Source organism: Rhizobium sp. 01T417 (assembly GCF_056398905.1).
Genome location: NZ_JBFTQH010000014.1, coordinates 1 through 16,665, shown reverse-complemented (window position 1 = coordinate 16,665; position 16,665 = coordinate 1). Strand labels below are relative to the sequence as shown.

Annotated in this window: 14 protein-coding genes; 3 read left to right on the top strand and 11 right to left on the bottom strand. The window is 57.6% G+C overall.

Translation table 11 applies throughout. The annotated features are described in order from the left end of the window. The first annotated feature begins 21 nt into the window (after nucleotides 1-21). Nucleotides 22-1,092, top strand: a complete 1,071-nt coding sequence (locus tag AC1DPR_RS15585) for an ABC transporter ATP-binding protein (RefSeq protein ID WP_477816628.1) — start codon at nucleotides 22-24, stop codon at nucleotides 1,090-1,092. 235 nt (nucleotides 1,093-1,327) lie between these two features. Here AC1DPR_RS15585 and AC1DPR_RS15580 read toward each other — a convergent pair whose 3' ends face one another. The 8 genes from AC1DPR_RS15580 to AC1DPR_RS15545 form a co-directional block, all read right to left on the bottom strand. Then, on the bottom strand, nucleotides 1,328-2,341 hold the full coding sequence (locus tag AC1DPR_RS15580) for a LacI family DNA-binding transcriptional regulator (RefSeq protein ID WP_477816684.1): 1,014 nt from the start codon (nucleotides 2,339-2,341) through the stop codon (nucleotides 1,328-1,330). A 113-nt stretch (nucleotides 2,342-2,454) separates the two neighbouring features. After that, nucleotides 2,455-3,735 (bottom strand): D-tagatose-bisphosphate aldolase, class II, non-catalytic subunit, encoded by a 1,281-nt coding sequence (locus AC1DPR_RS15575; protein WP_477816627.1) that lies wholly within the window; start codon nucleotides 3,733-3,735, stop codon nucleotides 2,455-2,457. Nucleotide 3,736: 1 nt separating this feature from the next. Next, on the bottom strand, nucleotides 3,737-4,681 hold the full coding sequence (locus AC1DPR_RS15570) for a tagatose kinase (protein WP_477816626.1): 945 nt from the start codon (nucleotides 4,679-4,681) through the stop codon (nucleotides 3,737-3,739). A gap of 19 nt (nucleotides 4,682-4,700) precedes the next feature. Further along, nucleotides 4,701-5,663, bottom strand: a complete 963-nt coding sequence (locus AC1DPR_RS15565) for an ABC transporter permease (RefSeq protein WP_112824131.1) — start codon at nucleotides 5,661-5,663, stop codon at nucleotides 4,701-4,703. Then, nucleotides 5,660-7,177, bottom strand: a complete 1,518-nt coding sequence (locus AC1DPR_RS15560; protein WP_477816683.1) for a sugar ABC transporter ATP-binding protein — start codon at nucleotides 7,175-7,177, stop codon at nucleotides 5,660-5,662. Before AC1DPR_RS15560 ends, AC1DPR_RS15565 begins: the two co-directional genes overlap by 4 nt. 106 nt (nucleotides 7,178-7,283) lie before the next feature. Next, nucleotides 7,284-8,174, bottom strand: coding sequence for a substrate-binding domain-containing protein (locus AC1DPR_RS15555; RefSeq protein WP_477816625.1), 891 nt, complete (start codon nucleotides 8,172-8,174; stop codon nucleotides 7,284-7,286). Between the two features lie 599 nt (nucleotides 8,175-8,773). Further along, nucleotides 8,774-10,066 (bottom strand): peptidoglycan L,D-endopeptidase MepK, encoded by a 1,293-nt coding sequence (locus AC1DPR_RS15550; protein ID WP_477816624.1) that lies wholly within the window; start codon nucleotides 10,064-10,066, stop codon nucleotides 8,774-8,776. Nucleotides 10,067-10,230: 164 nt separating this feature from the next. Then, nucleotides 10,231-11,199: a 3'-5' exonuclease gene (locus AC1DPR_RS15545; protein WP_477816623.1), complete on the bottom strand. Its 969-nt coding sequence runs from the start codon at nucleotides 11,197-11,199 to the stop codon at nucleotides 10,231-10,233. Nucleotides 11,200-11,909: 710 nt separating this feature from the next. On the opposite strand from AC1DPR_RS15545, the gene AC1DPR_RS15540 reads away from it, so the two are divergent. Continuing rightward, nucleotides 11,910-12,641, top strand: a complete 732-nt coding sequence (locus tag AC1DPR_RS15540) for an esterase/lipase family protein (RefSeq protein WP_477816622.1) — start codon at nucleotides 11,910-11,912, stop codon at nucleotides 12,639-12,641. A 100-nt stretch (nucleotides 12,642-12,741) separates the two neighbouring features. Here AC1DPR_RS15540 and AC1DPR_RS15535 read toward each other — a convergent pair whose 3' ends face one another. Next, complete coding sequence (locus AC1DPR_RS15535) at nucleotides 12,742-12,909, bottom strand: hypothetical protein (protein ID WP_477816621.1); 168 nt, start codon at nucleotides 12,907-12,909, stop codon at nucleotides 12,742-12,744. 432 nt (nucleotides 12,910-13,341) lie between these two features. Between AC1DPR_RS15535 and traI the strand changes: the two genes are divergently transcribed. Further along, entirely contained in the window at nucleotides 13,342-13,965 is a 624-nt protein-coding gene (gene traI / locus AC1DPR_RS15530) for an acyl-homoserine-lactone synthase (protein ID WP_477816620.1), read from the top strand. Nucleotides 13,966-14,085: 120 nt separating this feature from the next. On the opposite strand, the gene AC1DPR_RS15525 is transcribed toward traI, so the two are convergent. Both AC1DPR_RS15525 and AC1DPR_RS15520 read right to left on the bottom strand, forming a co-directional pair. Further along, nucleotides 14,086-14,802, bottom strand: coding sequence for an autoinducer binding domain-containing protein (locus tag AC1DPR_RS15525; RefSeq protein ID WP_112646439.1), 717 nt, complete (start codon nucleotides 14,800-14,802; stop codon nucleotides 14,086-14,088). A gap of 219 nt (nucleotides 14,803-15,021) precedes the next feature. Then, nucleotides 15,022-15,654: a response regulator transcription factor gene (locus tag AC1DPR_RS15520; protein WP_018856393.1), complete on the bottom strand. Its 633-nt coding sequence runs from the start codon at nucleotides 15,652-15,654 to the stop codon at nucleotides 15,022-15,024. Nucleotides 15,655-16,665 lie beyond the last annotated feature (1,011 nt).

Sequence of the window (16,665 nt, the reverse complement as noted above, 5' to 3'; positions counted from 1 at the left end):
AAATAACTGCCGGAGAACATGATGGCGTCAGTAACAGTGGCGAATGCCCGAAAGAGCTATGGTCATTTTGAAGTGCTGCACGGGGTGGATATTGATATCCAGGATGGCGAGTTCGTTATTCTTGTCGGTCCGTCCGGCTGCGGCAAATCAACCCTCCTGCGAATGATTGCGGGGCTTGAAGAGATCTCGGGCGGTAGGATCTCCATAGGCAGCAAAATCGTGAACAACGTAGCACCGAAAGAGCGCGACATCGCAATGGTGTTCCAATCCTATGCGCTTTACCCGCACTTGACCGTCGAAGCCAACATGGGGTTTTCGCTCAGACTTGCGAAGGCCCCGAAAGAAGAAACAAGGAGACGTGTTCGGGAAGCGGCACAAATTCTTGGTCTCGAGTCACTACTGGAAAGATACCCTCGAAATCTCTCGGGCGGACAGCGGCAGCGTGTAGCGATGGGCCGCGCGATCGTGAGAAACCCGCAAGTCTTTCTGTTTGATGAGCCGTTGTCGAACTTGGACGCGAAGCTGCGAGTGCAGATGCGCTCCGAAATCAAGCAACTGCACCAGCGGCTAAAGACAACGACTATTTACGTGACCCACGATCAGATTGAAGCCATGACCATGGCCGACCGCATTGTGGTCATGCGCGACGGATCCGTTGAACAAATTGGCTCGCCACTCGATCTTTACGACTGCCCCGCAAACTTATTCGTAGCCGGATTTATCGGCTCCCCGGGGATGAATTTTATCCACGGCAAAGTCAATTCATCGGGTCCGCTTGAGTTCATCGCTCGTGGTGGTGCAAAGCTGCCTTTGCCCGAAAATCTCAGTGTGACGCGTGGATCCGAGATCATTTACGGGGTTCGACCCGAGCACCTCTCGATCGGTGTCGGTTCGGTTGCTGCAAAAGTTATCCTGACTGAACCCACAGGGGCCGAAACGCAGCTCACGGCCAAGCTCGGCTCCGACAATGTCATCGTATCGGTAAGGGATCGACTTGACGTCCGTCCGGGCGATTCACTGCTGCTGGCACCAGACCTGGACAAGATCCATCTGTTCGACGCCAGAACGGAAAAACGCTTGCACTCAAACTAGACGGCGCTTTGCCGTTGGTATCGCCGGACAGCAAAAAGGAACAGCTGCATCCTGATCGGCTACGCTAGCTTCACTTTTCGATCGATTGTTGTTGCGTATTTGCCGGACATCGGCAGGGGCCTTGAATATCTTGCCAAGCTGCAACGATGGTCGCGCCGTGTGACCGTTTGAGCTCAATCGGACCGAAATCCGGAACAGTACTATCGGACGCTCGCAGCTGAACGGGGCCGAGGCGTTAGGCGGAGCTCCGCAGGATGAGATCCGCATTGAGCAGTACCCGCTCTTTGTCCGAAGTGGCTGCGAATTCGCCGTCGAGGTCAATCATCTCGAACAAAAGCTTCGTTGCCAGTCTGCCGATCTCGTTAAAATTCTGGGCGACGGTCGTGATCGGTGGACATGCGTAGCGTGAAAGGGGATGATCGTCGTGGCCGGCAATTCTGAGATCGCTGTCTGCCGTTCGGCCGACCTTCAGTCCGCGCTGATAGGCGGCGGCTATAGCGCCGAAAGCGATGCGATCGTTTGCGCAAAGTACGGTCTTGGTTGGAAACCCGCCCCCGTCAATCCAGCGTAGCGCCTCCTCGAAACCGATGCGCTCGAAGTCCCAGTCCGCCTTCTCGGAAAGGGGCAGGACGACGGGCTCCATCTGCAACTCACGCATCGCTTCCACGTAGGCCGCTGCACGTGTTCGGGCATTGGTGTTGACTGGCGGCATTCCGAGGTAGCATGGGGGCTCCCCTGACCGACAAAGATAGTCGACGATAAGCTGAAAGCTCTTGCGATTGTTGGTGCCGACAAAGGGCGAAATGTCATCAAGTGGAGAGTCGACAAAAACCAGAGGGATCGCGGCTGCAAGGGTCAGCAGTGTTTCCTGATGAGACTGAACACCAAGTGGTGCAATGATGGCACCGGCCACGTTCATCGACTTCAACGTCTCAATTGCCCGAGCTTCCAGCTCCGGGTTGCCGTCAGAGGAGAGGATGAAGGCCAGAAAGCCGCTGGCATTTGCGATCAACTCCACGCGCCGCGTCAAAGCCATGTAGAACGGATCGGTTGAGTCCGGGATGATGATCCCGATGATGTTGCTGCGGCGACGGTTCAGATTGACAGCGAAGATGTTCGGGCGAAACCCGCTTTCTTTCAACGCCGCTTCGATGAGGTTGCGGGTCTTGATGCGGACCGAGTTTGGATCGTTGAAATATTTGGATACCGTCGGGCGGGACAACCCGACATATTCGGAGAAATCCTCCATGGTCCTGATCGGTTTGCTTGTCAAAGCCGGTCCCACCCTCGTTCATGCTTAATCGATTTAAACTATGGAACACTTCAAGCAGATGTCTGCCCGTCGTGCAACCGCCGCACTGGCTAGGCGCGGCAGGCCTCGAAGTAGTCGTCCAGCACGTGATCGATTGCGGCGATAACCAGACCTTGCGCCCGCGGCTTGACCTTGCCTGCGCGCACCCCAGCGTAGGTTGCCTGAAGGTACTGGCTGACCAGTGTCTCCGGAATATCAACGCCGTCGAGGAGCGTGAACATTGCAGTCACCGCGGCGTCTATCTCGGAATGGGGCCAGTAATAGCGGACACGGTCCGAATAGCTGAAATGGCGCTGAATATGCCGGTCGGCCTCGGAGCCATGATAGTATCTTTCCCAGTTCTTCGGCTCGGCTGTGAGGACGCGCTCGATGGTGGCCACGAGCGTTTCCTTGCGCTTGCCGGCAAACAGGAACTCGGCGATCCGGTCCAGCCCGTAATAAGCTTCGCGCAGTGCAAAGGTCAGCCCCGGCCCGACCTTCAAGATGGCAAAGCCATCAAGCACAAGGCGACGCAGAGCATCTTGCGTCTGGTAGTCGGTCGAATGCGCCTCGAACACCAGACCCGGAAGATCGGATAGGGCGGCGCTAAGAGCTGCGGCTCGTTCCGGAACATAGGAAATGACGTTCTCGTTGCCAAACTCGACGCCGGGCTGCACGACTGCGCCGACAACACGGGAGAAGGCGTCCGTGACACCGGCCGCCTCAAAGGCATCCCGATGGACGGTGATCGTCTCGCGCGCAGCTTCCGGCTTCGTCACGTCCAGAACATCAAGCTCCTCCATCGCACCGCCAGGAATTGGAACCTCGGTGCCGATGATGTAGACCGGCTTGATGCCGTTGACGCCGTCCAATGCCTCTTCGGCAACGGCGGCAAGTCGGGCAGCGCGAGAAGCCGTGATCGCGTCGGGGAGGGCCACTGGCTCGCCGGCGCAGCCCATGCTGGTGTCCAGGTGCAGCTTGGTGAAGCCGGCCTTCGCATAGGCTTCGATCATCGTGCATGCCTTTGCCATTGCTTCGTCAGCTGGCAGATGTTTCCACGGATTGGGTCCGAGATGGTCGCCGCCGAGGATCAGCCTTCCAAGATCAAAGCCCGTTCTAGCGGCGATATTCTCGACGAAAGCGCGAAAGTTGGCGGGCGTCATTCCTGTATAGCCGCCGTCCTGATTTACCTGGTTGCACGTCGCTTCGACAAGCAGATGCACGCCGCGTCGCCTGGCATGCAGCATCGAGGCCTCGATGACGGCAGGATGCGCAGAACATACAGAGGGAATGCCCTTGACGCCGTCGCGTCCGCGCCACTTTGCGATATCGGATAGGTAGCTTTTCTGCATGTTAGGCATTCCCTTGCGATTGGATGAGCGCGTCCAGTTCTGCGCGGGTCGAGGCGCCCTCCATCGGGCCTGCCTTGGTCACGGCGCGTGCACCGGACGCGTTGGCGTAGCGCAGGACTGCTGCGGATTCCAAGCCGGCGAGCCAGAAGGTCACGAAAGCTGCGCCGAAGCAGTCGCCGGCGCCGGTCGGATCGACCTCCTCGACCTTGTAGCCCGACTGATCGAGCCGCGTATCCTTGTCGAAATAGCTGGCCCCCTTGTCACCGCGCTTTATGACGATCGCCTTGATGCCCTTGGCAAGCAGTTCGGCCACGGCCTCCTTCTCTGTCTTGGCCTCGGCAAAGAGGAACAGCTCATCGCCGCTCGGCATGAAGAGGTCGGTCTTTGCGAGCACGGCCTGCAGCGCCTCGCGCATGCCAGGCGCATCAAGGATTTCGGGCCGCAGGTTTGGATCGAAGGAGACCGTTCCGCCAAGGGCCTTGACCCGTTCGGTCGCGATCAGGATGCTCTTGACGACGCTTGGAGCATAGAGCGCCGTCCCCATCACATGCATGTGGGTGCAGGTATCGATGAGGGCGAGCGTGTTCTCCGACAACTCGATGGTGCCGCAGGCGCTGTGACGGATGTTGAAAACAAACGCCCGGCTCCCGTCCTCGCGATAGCGCACGAAAGCACTGCCTGTCGTGCCCTGCGGCACGATCTCGATACCGGAGATGTCGACGCCGTCTGCCTCTAGCCGGTCGATGTTGACCCAGCCGAAGTCGTCATCGCCGACGCGGGAAATGATCGCGCATTCCTGGCCGAGCTTACCGACCTGGTCGATGAAGATCGCTGGTGCGCCGGACGGAAAGGGTCCGATAAGTGGAACAGCCTCGCGGAAGCCATCGCCGCGTTGCGTAGCGATGATCTCGACGAGAATTTCGCCAATGGTAAGAATCTTGGACATGCCGGGTGCTTCCCTTTTCTTATTGCTTCGCCCGCTTCGCGCGCACGTCGAGATAGACGGCGACGAGAATGACCAGGCCCTTGACGATGAGCTGGTAGAAATAGGGAACCGATAGCATGTTCATGCCGTTGTTGAGCACTCCGATGATGAGAGCGCCAATCAGTGTGCCGATCATGGTGCCGACCCCACCCGACAAGCTGGTGCCGCCAAGAACAGCCGCTGCAATTGCATCAAGCTCGTAGCTCATGCCGGCATTCGTCTGGGCAGAGAACAGGCGGGAAGAGAGCAGGATGCCACTGATCGCCGCCATGATCCCCGAGATCATGAAGATGATTATCTTCAGCCGGTCCACCTTGATGCCGGAATAAAGGGCCGCTTCGCGGTTGCCGCCGGTCAAATAGGCACGGCGCCCGAAGGTCGTCTTCGACAAAAGGATGTGGTTGAAGACGAAAAGCACGGCAACGAACCAGATGACAAGGGGAATGCCAAGAAGGCTCTGGGTGCCAATCGCAGTCCAGCTCGGATCCATGATCATGGCTGGCGCGCCATTGGTCGGCAGGCTGACGAGGCCGCGATAGATGCCCATGGTCGCGACGGTCACGATGAAGGACGGCAAAAGAAATTTTGCCGTCAGCACGCCGTTCACAAAACCGAGAAACGCGCCGGCGAACAGCGTTAGCAAGACCGCTGGCACGAAGCCGAGGCCGAAAAGAAAACATTGCGCGCCGACCATCCCGGCAACCGCGATGATGGAACCGATCGAAAGATCGATCTCGCCGAGAAGGATCACCCAGGTCATGCCAAAGGCCGCAATGGCGATCACAGCGACCTGCTGCAGCACATTCAGGAAGTTCGCCAGCGACATGAAGCGCTGGTTTGTGATCGAGAAGATCACGCAGAGAACGATCAGCGACAGGAAGATGCCGCCATATTGTTTCATTACGCGCATGAAGGCGGCGTTGGCCGCGAGTTTGTCATTCATGATAGGAATCCCGTCGCAAAGCTCATGATCTGTTCCGGCGTCATCTGGCTTTTGTCTGCGATCGCCGTCATGCGGCCTTCACTCATGACCACCGTTCGGTCGCTCATGCCGATGACTTCGGAAAGTTCGGAGGAGACAAGCAAGATTGCCGTGCCCTCCGCCGCCAGCTGGCGGATGATCTTGTAGATTTCAAATTTGGCGCCGACGTCGACGCCGCGTGTTGGTTCATCAAGGATGAGAATTCTCGGCTTGGTCAAAAGCCACTTGGCGAGCACAATCTTTTGCTGGTTGCCGCCCGAAAGTGAGCCAGTTATCGTCTCAAGCGAGGTGGTCTTGATCGCGAGCCTGCCAATTTCGCTGGCAGCGGCAAGCCGCTCTCGCCGGCGCGCCAGGAAACCGAGCCGACCAGCAAACTCATCGAGCGCCACCATCGATATGTTGCTTTCAACGCTGTGGCTCAGAACCAGGCCTTCCTCCTTGCGATTCTCGGTGACGAAGCCGATGTGCCTGTTGATCGCATCGACAGGCGAGGCAATTTTCACCTCCGCACCGTCAATGGCGATGGAGCCTGCCGATGAATGGTGCACGCCAAACAGCGTGTTCATCACCTCGGATCGTCCGGAGCCGATCAGGCCGAAGAAACCAAGAATCTCGCCGGGTCTGACATCGAAGGAAATGTCCTGGAACTCACCCTCGCGCGACAGACCCTTGACCGCAAGCACCGGCTCCACGTCGATTGCGGGCGCTGGCACGGCGCGGGGCGGATAGATCTCGTTCATGTCGCGACCGACCATCAGCGCGATCAGCTCGTCGATCGTCGTCTCGGTCTTGTCGCGGGTGGTGATATAGCTGCCGTCGCGAACAACCGTTATGTCGTCGCTCAGCCGCATGATCTCCTCCATGCGGTGGGAGATGTAGATGATGGCGACGCCCTGCGCCTTCAGGCGTGCGATGATCTCAAACAGGATCTCCGCCTCGCTGTCGCTGAGTGATGAGGTCGGTTCATCGAGAATGACGACCTTGGCGTTGATGCTGAGACCCTTGGCGATCTCGACAAGCTGGCGCTGGGCGATCGACAGGTCCCCGACCTTATCGGTAACGGAGACCGGCAAGCCAAGTTCATTTACGAGCTCGGCGGCCTTGCGCACGAGCGCCTTGTCGTTGATGAAGCCGGCGCGTGTGGGCTCGCGCGTGGCGAGGATGTTTTCCGCGACAGTCAGGTTGTTGCAAAGGCTAAGTTCCTGAAAGACGATGGTTAAGCCGGCATGGGCCGCATCCTGGGGATTGGCGGGACGATAGGGGGCACCGTCGAGGACAATTGTACCCGACGTTGGCTGGTAAACCCCGGCAAGGATCTTCATCAACGTCGATTTTCCGGCTCCATTCTCGCCGAGGATGGTGTGTACGCGGCCGCTTCGTACGCTGAGCTGCATGTCCTTCAACGCCAAGACGGCGCCGAACACCTTGGTCACACCCTTGATTTCGAGGATTGTTCTACCGCATGCGGCGTCCATGACGTCATCCTTCAGGTCGAGCGTTACGATGGCCCACGGCAAGGCATGGGCCATCGGAAGTGAGCGGTCCTTTTCTTTGGAAGAGCCGTCTCGGGAGGAGGCGTGGTTACTTCTTGACGTAGACGCCCGGGACGATTGGCTGGCTTCCCGGAACGGTTTCGCCGGCCTTCAATTTTACCGCGGTATCGACCGCGAGCTTGCCCATCTGGTCCGGGAACTGCTGGATCACGCCGACCATATCGGGATCGCTGTCGACCGCCTTGATTGCCTCGGGCATGCCATCAAAGCCGATCACCTTCACCTTGCCGGTCAGGCCTGCCGACTTGACGGCAACAGAGGCGGCAAGTGCCGCATCGTCGCCAAAGCCGAAAATGCCATTGATGTCGGGATTGGCCTGAAGCATGTTCTGTGCGACGGCCAGGGCTTCTGCGCGGGTAATGCCGGTCTGAATTGAAACGATCTTGATGTCGGGATGCTTGGCAATGGCGTCCTTGAAACCGTTAACGCGATTCACAACAGACTGCACGAGCGGGTAGTCAATGATCGCGACATTGCCCTTGCCGCCTAGCTGCTCGGCCATGAGTTCGCCGGCCTTGACGCCGCCAGCATAGTTGTCGGTGCCAATGTAGGAGGCGACCGTGGCACCTTCGACGGGAACGTCGACAGTGACAACCTTGATGCCCGAGGTCTGCGCGCGCATGACAGCGGCCAAAGCACCCTTGCTGTCGACCGGCGACATGATGATCGTGTCGACACCCTTGACTATAAAGTCTTCGATGTCTGCCAGCTGTTTGTTGAGATCCTGGTTAGCGATGGCGATTTCGGCGTTGACGTTTTTCTCCTTGGCTTCGGCGGTAATCGCCTTTGCCAGCTCGTTGTAAAACGGATGCTGCTGCGTCAGCAGTGACACACCAATTCCGTCAGCATGCGCAGATGCGGCCGCAAGGGCAAAGGTTGCGCCGGCAAGCAGGGATTTTGCGAAAGAAGAAAGAGACATGATCCTCCCCAGTGTAACGAAGGCCGTTGAGCCACATCCGCGAGACGGGCCTCCTGTCGTCGGCGGATGGCGGGACAGATACTTCCAAAATTAACGCGCGTCAACTTTAAAAGATACGCGCGATAAACTATGTGCGAAGCTGCTCTCGTTAACAGCTTTCCGCGACATCACCTTGGCAACCACCTTCGCGCCAATACATGGGATATCCATGAGTTGCAGCGGCACCGTCGTGTCACCACGGTAGTCGGGAGTTCGACATGCAGATATTGACGGCTTGTCAAACATGGAATGGTGACGATCCCGGACTTGTTGCTGTCGTAGGAGCAGCCCATGACGCTTGCCCGGCGCTGGAAATACAGGCTGGTCAATACGCCTGGCGAAATCGCCGCGGCATTGTCGGTCGGCCTGGCCAATCGACGGTGGTGAAGACTACATCGTCGCCGTCACGGCATGCCTGACATCAACGGAAATGCGTCCGCCTGCGATGCGCGCTCAGCCCTCATCAGACGGGCGACGGAATGGGGATCTATGATGACCGTCGTTCGCTAAAGCTGCCGAAAATGCTTGGCAGCCCAACGTTTGGGACGATCACTTTCAAACTAAGGTGAAGTCGCAAGGGAGGCGTTGTATGGACCTCGATCCGAGCCGAGAATGATCAGGCGTCGATGACCATACGGTGCAGAAAGGCCCGGCGCCCTGTCCGGCAAATGCAGAGCCCAACTTAAAAGCCGCCTTGCCGAAACGCTCCGAATACCAGCTTGAAGTTCGGACGATCCGGACATCGGCAACGAGGCAGCCGACAGTGCGGAAAGCGTGAAGCCAGACGTCGGACCTTCCCTGAGCATGGGGAGGAACTTTCGTGTATTTTGCTTCGGTTCCGCGACACCGATAGATGCCGTCTGAGTTGGATCAATCGCTGCACCCACCGCCTTCTGCGGAGGCCGGAAATTCGGGATCGGAACGGCATACAAGGAAAGATCCGCGATTGGCGCCTGGCCGTTCGCCCGGGCAGTGACCGAATTTTGGCCTGCCTGCTGGGAAAGGGCCCTCTCGGCGCGGCTGGATGGGACTGGCACGAGTGCGACCTCAATGGGGCCGGCCGAAGGGCTCGCCTGGCCGGTTTCGACAGCATCTTCCTCATCGGCTGTTGCAGCATTCTCGATCGAGCCCGATTGAATGTGCTTGTTGTGGTTGGCGACAGCCTGCGCGTAGCCCGGAAGGGGTCTGCCGTCAGCCGGGACATGCATGGTGCGGCCATTCGGGAATATGCTTGCGAGTTCCTGTCGCGACATCCGCGGCCACGCCCTTACTCGACCGACGTCAAGGTGCACGAAGGGGGACCCGGAACGGGGATAGTATCCAACACCGCCGATCTGCAACTGCATGGCAAGCGCCCGCAATGTCTGCAGTTTCACGCCAGGGATGTAGAAGTCCATCGCTTTGCCAAGCATATGCTGGCTTGTCTTTGCAACGCCGGAGCTTCGAGAACGCGAGCGCAGCATCTTGTTCGTTGTCGGAGATCTGTAAGCTGATACAACGTGGATATAGTCACGCGCACCGCTGCGATGATAGACCTCCCAGACGAGATCGAGCAGACGCGGATCCATCCGCGTGGGTTCGTTTTTCCGCCAGTCACGCAAAAAGCGATTGATCTGCGCGAGCCCTCTCGGATCAAATCTTCCGTCGCGTTTGAACGTAATCGTGGTTCGCTCTCCGGTATGCGTAAAAAAGAGCTTCAAGGCACGATCCTCTGCCTCGGCGGTCATTCCTGATAGGAGAACGGCGAGTGTTGCGATCGCCGCTTGCCGAACGCGTCTGGCGATCGACCATAGCGCTCTGCCGACACCGCCGAAGATGCGCGGCGTCAACCTCCTTTCCGGATCATCAGACATGGCCAACCTCAACCCTTTGGCCCGGCAGGCGTGCAGACGGTTTGCAAAGCCAGGCATGCGAGAGGCAATTATGGTCAACAAAGTCCTAACAACCTGTTGACGCATCCTGGGGGATGCGCATTTTGCTGCATGCCTGGCGGGTAGAGGAAACCAGGCGTGGAAGCCTACGCCTTATACCTTTCCAGCGCAGTCAGGTGCTGGACCGGCGGGTCGGCATCGTCCCAACGGTAAATTTCAGTTCGCAGGAAGTGAAGTTCGTCTGCCAGAAGATCCTCATCGACTTCGATCCACCAGGACTTCGGACGACCGTCGCTCCCGTCAGACCAACGATATCCCCGCGCTTTGAGGTGATCCTTCATGTCGAAAGGACTGTGTTCGGCAAACAGGCGAGCGCGCGATCGCTCGGAGGCCCTGAGGAGTTCGGCGAAGGGCTTCTCAGCTTCCGCTTTCTGATGGTCGAGGACTTCCAGCAGCGCGAAGCAATCGTCAACGGCGCGATGGCCAACGTGGAAATAGCCTGCCTGACCGACAAGGTAGCCGAGCTTTGTGCCCTCGAAACCGCGCGCGCTCCAGTCGATCTCAGAGACCGAACACGCCCAGGCCTTGTCTTTGAAGTCCGGAGAAAACCTCTCACAGAAAGGGCGGTCAAAGCCGGCATTATGGGCAATGATGAGATCTGCCGGTTCGATTATCCGCCGCAACGACGCCATATCGATCTGTTGCCCCGCCACCATCTCGTCGGTGATCCCCGTCAGCTGGGTAATCCCCGGGGGAATCGCGGTTTGTGGCTGCTGCAGTCCAGAATAGACATCAACGATGTCCCCGATTTGGCCTTCGTCATCGAACGTGAAGCTTACCGCACCGATCTCGATGATCTCGTTCTTGCGGTGATCAAGGCCGGTCGTCTCGGTGTCGATGAGAACGCCCAGGCGTCCAAATTCCAGTCGGCGAAGTGTAGGAGCGGAACGGGTAGCAAGCCTGCGCAACACGCGGTAGTCCCCGGTTGCCTCCAGGCATTCAACCATTTCCTCTGCACTCCAACCGATCGACTTTCGATCGGTTCGGCGAATACGCTCGCTTTGCAGTTCGCTGGCCGCCAGCGTCGAAGCAAACATATCGAGTTGGTTGGTCATTCAGTCCTTCGTTCAGCTCAGCCGCATTTTGGAACGTGGCGGTCGTCCCACATTACATCAATGCAAAGCCAGGTGTTTCTCGATGACGAACAGTATCCCCACTTTTTCTGCATGGACGGGTCACCTCAAGGGGGTCCTGCGACTTCTCGTGTTCATCGTATGCAACCTCGCCAGTCAGCTTCGGTCAGTCATTGAGCGAAACTCGGTGAACCCAGCGTTTATCACGTTCGCGCCCGGACCTGATCCAGTCACTCTTGACCATTTCCCGGCGATGCCGGAGCGACCAGATTACGCGCTCTGCAATTGGCGTGATTGCGTCGCCGAGCATTAGCGCCGGCCACCGGCTTTCCGAGTAGGTTGACCTGCCCATGACGACGGCATTGAGGGGGATCAGGAACAGATCAAAGCTCCCTACGACGTTCGACTTCCCCGCCCTCGGTCGCGCAATGTCTGGTCGGCGGCCGCCACACCGCGACCAGTGCTGCTTGCCCTTTTGGGAGAATATCTGCACACGTTTCGGTTCCGGCTCTTTGTGGTGTCGCTGGCGGATCGCAACCTCTGGTCAGACTTGGTCCCCTCGAGTAGTTTCTTTGGGCTTGACTCGTTCCATCGTAGGCTTGACTTGGGTTGCCGATACATCGCACCGGAAAGCGGAGTGCTCTGGATCGCACACGCAGAGCTCATCGACGCTCAACCTTGGGGTTGGTTCAATGATGCGTTACCTGTTGACGTTCCTATTCATGCTTCTGACATCCGTGGCCGCGGCACGGGATTGTGTCGTTCTGCTCCACGGCCTGGGGCGGACCCAATCATCCTTCGCTGTGATGGAGGAGGTGCTGCTGGCATCGGACTTCAAGGTGGTGAACGAGAGCTATCCCTCTAGGGGGGGCCTCGTTCAGGATCTGATCGGGAATGTCAGCACTTCGGTGGCGAAGTGTCCCGCGGGAGGCCATGTACATTTTGTTACGCATTCAATGGGCGGTATTCTTCTGCGGGCATGGCTTACAGAGAATAGGCCGAAAAATCTGGGCAGAGTCGTTATGCTTGCGCCACCTAATGGCGGTTCGGAGTTGGTCGATGCTTATGGCGATCTTGCACTGTTCGAGTTTCTTGCCGGGCGGGCGGGCCGACAACTCGGCACAGGAGCAGACAGCATTCCTAATAATCTCGGCGCGGCAGACTACGAGCTTGGCATCATAGCAGGAGACAGGTCCGTTAATCCTGTACTTTCGGCAGTGTTCGCCGGCCCCAACGACGGAAAGGTGTCAGTGGAAAGCACCAAACTGGCAGGCATGGCTGATCACATCGTTCTTCATACCAGCCACACCTTCATGATGAACAATCCTCTGGTCATCGCGCAGGCGCTCAATTTCATTCGCGACGGCCATTTCGATCACGCCCTAACACTTCGTGACCTGTTTGATCGCCTCATCAAAAGGTAATGCGGCATTCAATAGTGATCCGGCCAAGGGCGCCGCTGAAGGCCGAGCGACCCGGCGGTCTCGTTCAAACGGCCGCGCCGATAAGAGGCGCAATCCCTGCTCATACCAAGACGAAGACGACGACTTCCTCTCGGGTTTCCAGTCGAACCGGCAGCTTTGAGACCCGGCTCAAGAGCCAGGTCCCGATCGTCGCTTCAAGCGCGTTGCCGGGATAAATGACCAGAGCGACAGGCAGCGGCCTGTGGAACCACAGGACATTGCTCAGCATCTCTCCGAGCCTACCCGTCAGCACCCGCTACGGCCAGCCTCTCAGGGGGAGCGACGATGAGTGTGGCGATGAACAGACCGCTCGGAGGCCATGGAGATGCCGGTTCTTTGCACGATCGCAGGCACCTGTGCCAAGCCGCAGCCCAGACCATATCCCAAAAAGAACAGACCGAGATGCACGAGTTTGGGGCGGCAAGGCTACCCAAGGCAAGCATCAGCGGAACGAAATCTCCGCGTCGGTGCCCATGCTCATCGATCCTTCTCCGGCGCCAATTGGCGGGACTGTGCAGAGTTGTTCCCGCTATTATAGATAGCTCGTCCGGATTCCCGTCTCGGCGCAGGCGTCCGTCTCGACCCGCAAATCTGCGAGTTCAAATCTCTGTCACCTCCGTTCACGCTGATTGCGTAACCCAAATTGCGGAGGATTTTGATCATGCAAGCAGTCGCACTCAGTCAACCCCGAACATCCCGTGACCTAGATCTCCTTGAACAAATGTATCGGCTGCGCGCCCGTGTCTTTGCGCAACGCTTAGGCTGGGTCGCGTGTAAGGGCGAGCGCGAGTGCGACGAATTCGACGCGCTTGAGCCGACCTACATTCTGGCAATCGATGAGCAAAGCAATGTCGTTGGCTGCGCGCGCCTTCTTCCTGCCTGTGGCCCAACGATGCTGCAAACTCTATTTTCATGCTTGCTTGGGGGTGGTGACGCGTTCCACCCTCATGCGTCCATGATCGAAAGCTCGCGCTTCTGTGTCGACATCGACCATTGTCACGGAATAGAGGGGCGTCCGCTGCATCTGGCGACCCGGACCATGTTTGCTGCAATTGCGGAATGGTCCTTTCTCAACGGCTACAACGAGATCGTCACAGTAACCGATGTCCGGCTCGAGCGACTTCTCAATCGCTCCGGTTGGCCGATGAGACGTCTGGGAGAACCTCGCCTCATCAACGAAACGCCAAGTGTTGCGGGTGTTCTCGCCGCCGACCAGGCAACCTTCGAGCGGATCTGTCCCGCCGACTACCATTCTGAATTCGTCGAAAGGGTGAAGGTGGCGTAAGGCAGACATTGCATCGGCGTCCGGCGCATCCGCACTTGAGGGATGTGTTCATCTCGGCATCAAGAGACGCCACACGACTGTTCGGCCACTATGGCCGAACAGGTTCTTCGATAGGACCTGTCAGATCAAACCCAGTTGCAGCGCCAGGGAAAGTGCCTGTTTCAGGTTCTTCACGTTGAGTTTCGCGCGGATGTTGTCGAGATCCCAGCGAACGGTGTGGTAGTTCAAGCCAAGGATCTCGGCGATGTCCTGCATCGACTTCCCCGCAGCTATCCATCCTAAGCACAGCGCCTCGCGGTCGGACAATCCTGGCTGACGCTGGGTTGTCGGACAATTCGTCGAGACGAGACGCGAATGCAGAAACGTTGCCGAGGTTGCGGCGACGGCACATTCGGTTTCGCAGAATTCTCTTGGACGCAAATTTTGAGAGGAAGCCAGGGTCAGCATTGCAACCTGCCCGAAGCACACGCGTATCGGCACAGTCACCCCTGCGCGAATGCCGAACTGCGACGCCGCGTCCCAGAAACCGCGCTCGTCTTTCGTCGCCCGTCGTCGTTGCTCATCGACGCACCACTGAAAAGCCCGCATCATCCGTTTGCCCATCGTGACGACGGGATCCAGCGCCATGTATGAGCGGCCGAAATACATCGCCTGCCAGTCCTGCGGATAGTTCGATACGGCAAAGCTCCTGGCGCTTACGGCGTCAAGATTGAGATATGCGAAGCGCTCGAAACCATGCTTGGTGGTGATCCTCGCAACGGCGGCGCGAAGCGAATCCTCCGTGGACGTTGTCGCGGTCGAATCGATCATTTCGTGAAAAAGAGTGCGCATATTCATAGCCGATAAGCTCCCTCAGGATGCGCAAAGCTCCATGTGGACGCTGATATCGACGACCACCCTTGCGCAATTCAATGAACCCCGTCGTCGCCTGCGCGACGCCAACCCAGCTTTCAGCCCGTCCATGACGATCAGGCGTGCATACGATTAGTTGCATGGTTCTCGCGCATCAATTGGAACGGTGTCCGGAAACAAAACTTAATATTTCGCGGACATGACCTAGCCCGCCATCACGTCGGCCGTGAAAACATATCCTCCAAGTCTCACTGTCTTGAGCAGGCGAGGGTTCGGCGGATCGTGTTCTATTTTTTGACGCAGACGGCTGATGTGGACGTCGATGCTGCGCGTCACGGGTCCTGCAACACCGGCATGCGTCGATGTCAGCAACTCTTCGCGTCGCATCAGCCTTCCCGGGTTCCGGCACAGTGCCAGCAGCAAATCGAATTCTGCAGAGGTGAGATCAACGATCTGGCAGTCCGGACCCCAAAGCTGGCGTTCAAGCACGCTGAGACGAAAGCCGGCGAAGGTGAATGCTAGCGGTTGCCGATGTGTGGGAATGCGGGCGTATGAGGCACGTCTCAGAAGGTTGTTGATCCTGGCGACAAATTCAGGGATCGAGACGGGAGGTGACATGCAATCATCGGCCCCGGCTTCTAGCGCCAACACGATCAGATCCGCCTTGAAGGGCTCCACAATAAGGAAGATCGGGATGGCGCTGCTGGTCCTGATTTGGCGACAGAAGTCGATTGCTTCGTTTGGCGATGAAACGGCATCGACGATCACCGCGTCATATTGCGATCGATAGAGATGCCTTCGCAGTTGAAGGATGGAGTGTACCACCGACACAGCCATCGCCTCCTTTTCGATTGCAGCAATGATTGGATGAGCATCCGTGCCGCCGTTATCCGCAAAGATGATCTTCGCTTGAATGAGTTCTCTCCGCCTGCCCTTATGGATTGAATGCCATGTCGGAAGCGTATGATAGGTCCGACGACAATCCCTCTGAGGTTGCGGTCAATATTTACTCTTGCCAACTCGCATAATTGCTAATCCCGCCTTCTCAAGCATTTCGATTAATCTTTAAAGGCGAGCGACAACCTTTGCTTGTTACTTATGTCGAGAAGACTAAACTCAAGATGATCGGCACTATCACTCGATGGGCTCATTCGTTGGGGCCGTGCCTTTGGCGGTGCCGTCCAGCTGGGGCTGAGCCTTGCGTCCTTTACAGGAGAGGTTGCGACAGGTTACGCAGGGTAGGGGTTTTGCTGCCACATGGGGATCATTGCAGTGCTCCTCATCCTTCAGTCTGCTTTCTTCCGACGACAAGTTCGGCATTTCCAAAGGGGTACACATCTGGCTCTCCGGAGGGACGGGGTGAGAACAAAATTATGCAGCCGCTCCTTTGCAGCCTCCAATTTCACGACAAATCAATTCATTGGCCATTCATATCAATGGAAAGCCAGCACTTGGGGATACCAAGGCGTAATGTCCGACAGGTGCCGTCTGCTTCGTCCCGTTCTTAGATGTCGTGTGAACATCGAAGAAATATTTCTTAATCGAGCGCTGGACATCAATGTTTGAAGCGCACCCTCTCTCGTGAGATTGTAGGGGTACCAAAACACAACAACAGCGACAGTATGCCATGAGACCGACGATTGTTATCGGCTCAGGGGACGGCGATCTGTGCTTTATTGCCCGCCACCTTCTAGCAGGCTGTTGAAAAAGGCATTGGCGCAAGGCTCCTGTCGTGATTCACTCGCTTTATTGCGATTTGGAGCTGATGGATGCGTGGCGGCGATGTGAGGACAGGCGAACTCTTCAGCTATGTGGATCTGGAGGCTCGTGTTCGAAAAGTTCGAAAAG

Bases quoted from the DNA above. Each gene is read 5' to 3' on its own strand.
- AC1DPR_RS15560 (WP_477816683.1), bottom strand. From the start codon at position 7,177: ATGGACGCCGCATGCGGTAGAACAATCCTCGAAATCAAGGGTGTGACC.
- AC1DPR_RS15575 (WP_477816627.1), bottom strand. From the start codon at position 3,735: ATGCAGAAAAGCTACCTATCCGATATCGCAAAGTGGCGCGGACGCGAC.
- AC1DPR_RS15545 (WP_477816623.1), bottom strand. From the start codon at position 11,199: ATGACCAACCAACTCGATATGTTTGCTTCGACGCTGGCGGCCAGCGAA.
- AC1DPR_RS15525 (WP_112646439.1), bottom strand. From the start codon at position 14,802: ATGAATATGCGCACTCTTTTTCACGAAATGATCGATTCGACCGCGACA.
- AC1DPR_RS15565 (WP_112824131.1), bottom strand. From the start codon at position 5,663: ATGAATGACAAACTCGCGGCCAACGCCGCCTTCATGCGCGTAATGAAA.
- AC1DPR_RS15580 (WP_477816684.1), bottom strand. From the start codon at position 2,341: ATGGAGGATTTCTCCGAATATGTCGGGTTGTCCCGCCCGACGGTATCC.
- AC1DPR_RS15585 (WP_477816628.1), top strand. From the start codon at position 22: ATGGCGTCAGTAACAGTGGCGAATGCCCGAAAGAGCTATGGTCATTTT.
- AC1DPR_RS15520 (WP_018856393.1), bottom strand. From the start codon at position 15,654: ATGGCTGTGTCGGTGGTACACTCCATCCTTCAACTGCGAAGGCATCTC.
- AC1DPR_RS15570 (WP_477816626.1), bottom strand. From the start codon at position 4,681: ATGTCCAAGATTCTTACCATTGGCGAAATTCTCGTCGAGATCATCGCT.
- AC1DPR_RS15540 (WP_477816622.1), top strand. From the start codon at position 11,910: ATGATGCGTTACCTGTTGACGTTCCTATTCATGCTTCTGACATCCGTG.
- AC1DPR_RS15535 (WP_477816621.1), bottom strand. From the start codon at position 12,909: ATGCTGAGCAATGTCCTGTGGTTCCACAGGCCGCTGCCTGTCGCTCTG.
- traI (WP_477816620.1), top strand. From the start codon at position 13,342: ATGCAAGCAGTCGCACTCAGTCAACCCCGAACATCCCGTGACCTAGAT.
- AC1DPR_RS15555 (WP_477816625.1), bottom strand. From the start codon at position 8,174: ATGTCTCTTTCTTCTTTCGCAAAATCCCTGCTTGCCGGCGCAACCTTT.
- AC1DPR_RS15550 (WP_477816624.1), bottom strand. From the start codon at position 10,066: ATGTCTGATGATCCGGAAAGGAGGTTGACGCCGCGCATCTTCGGCGGT.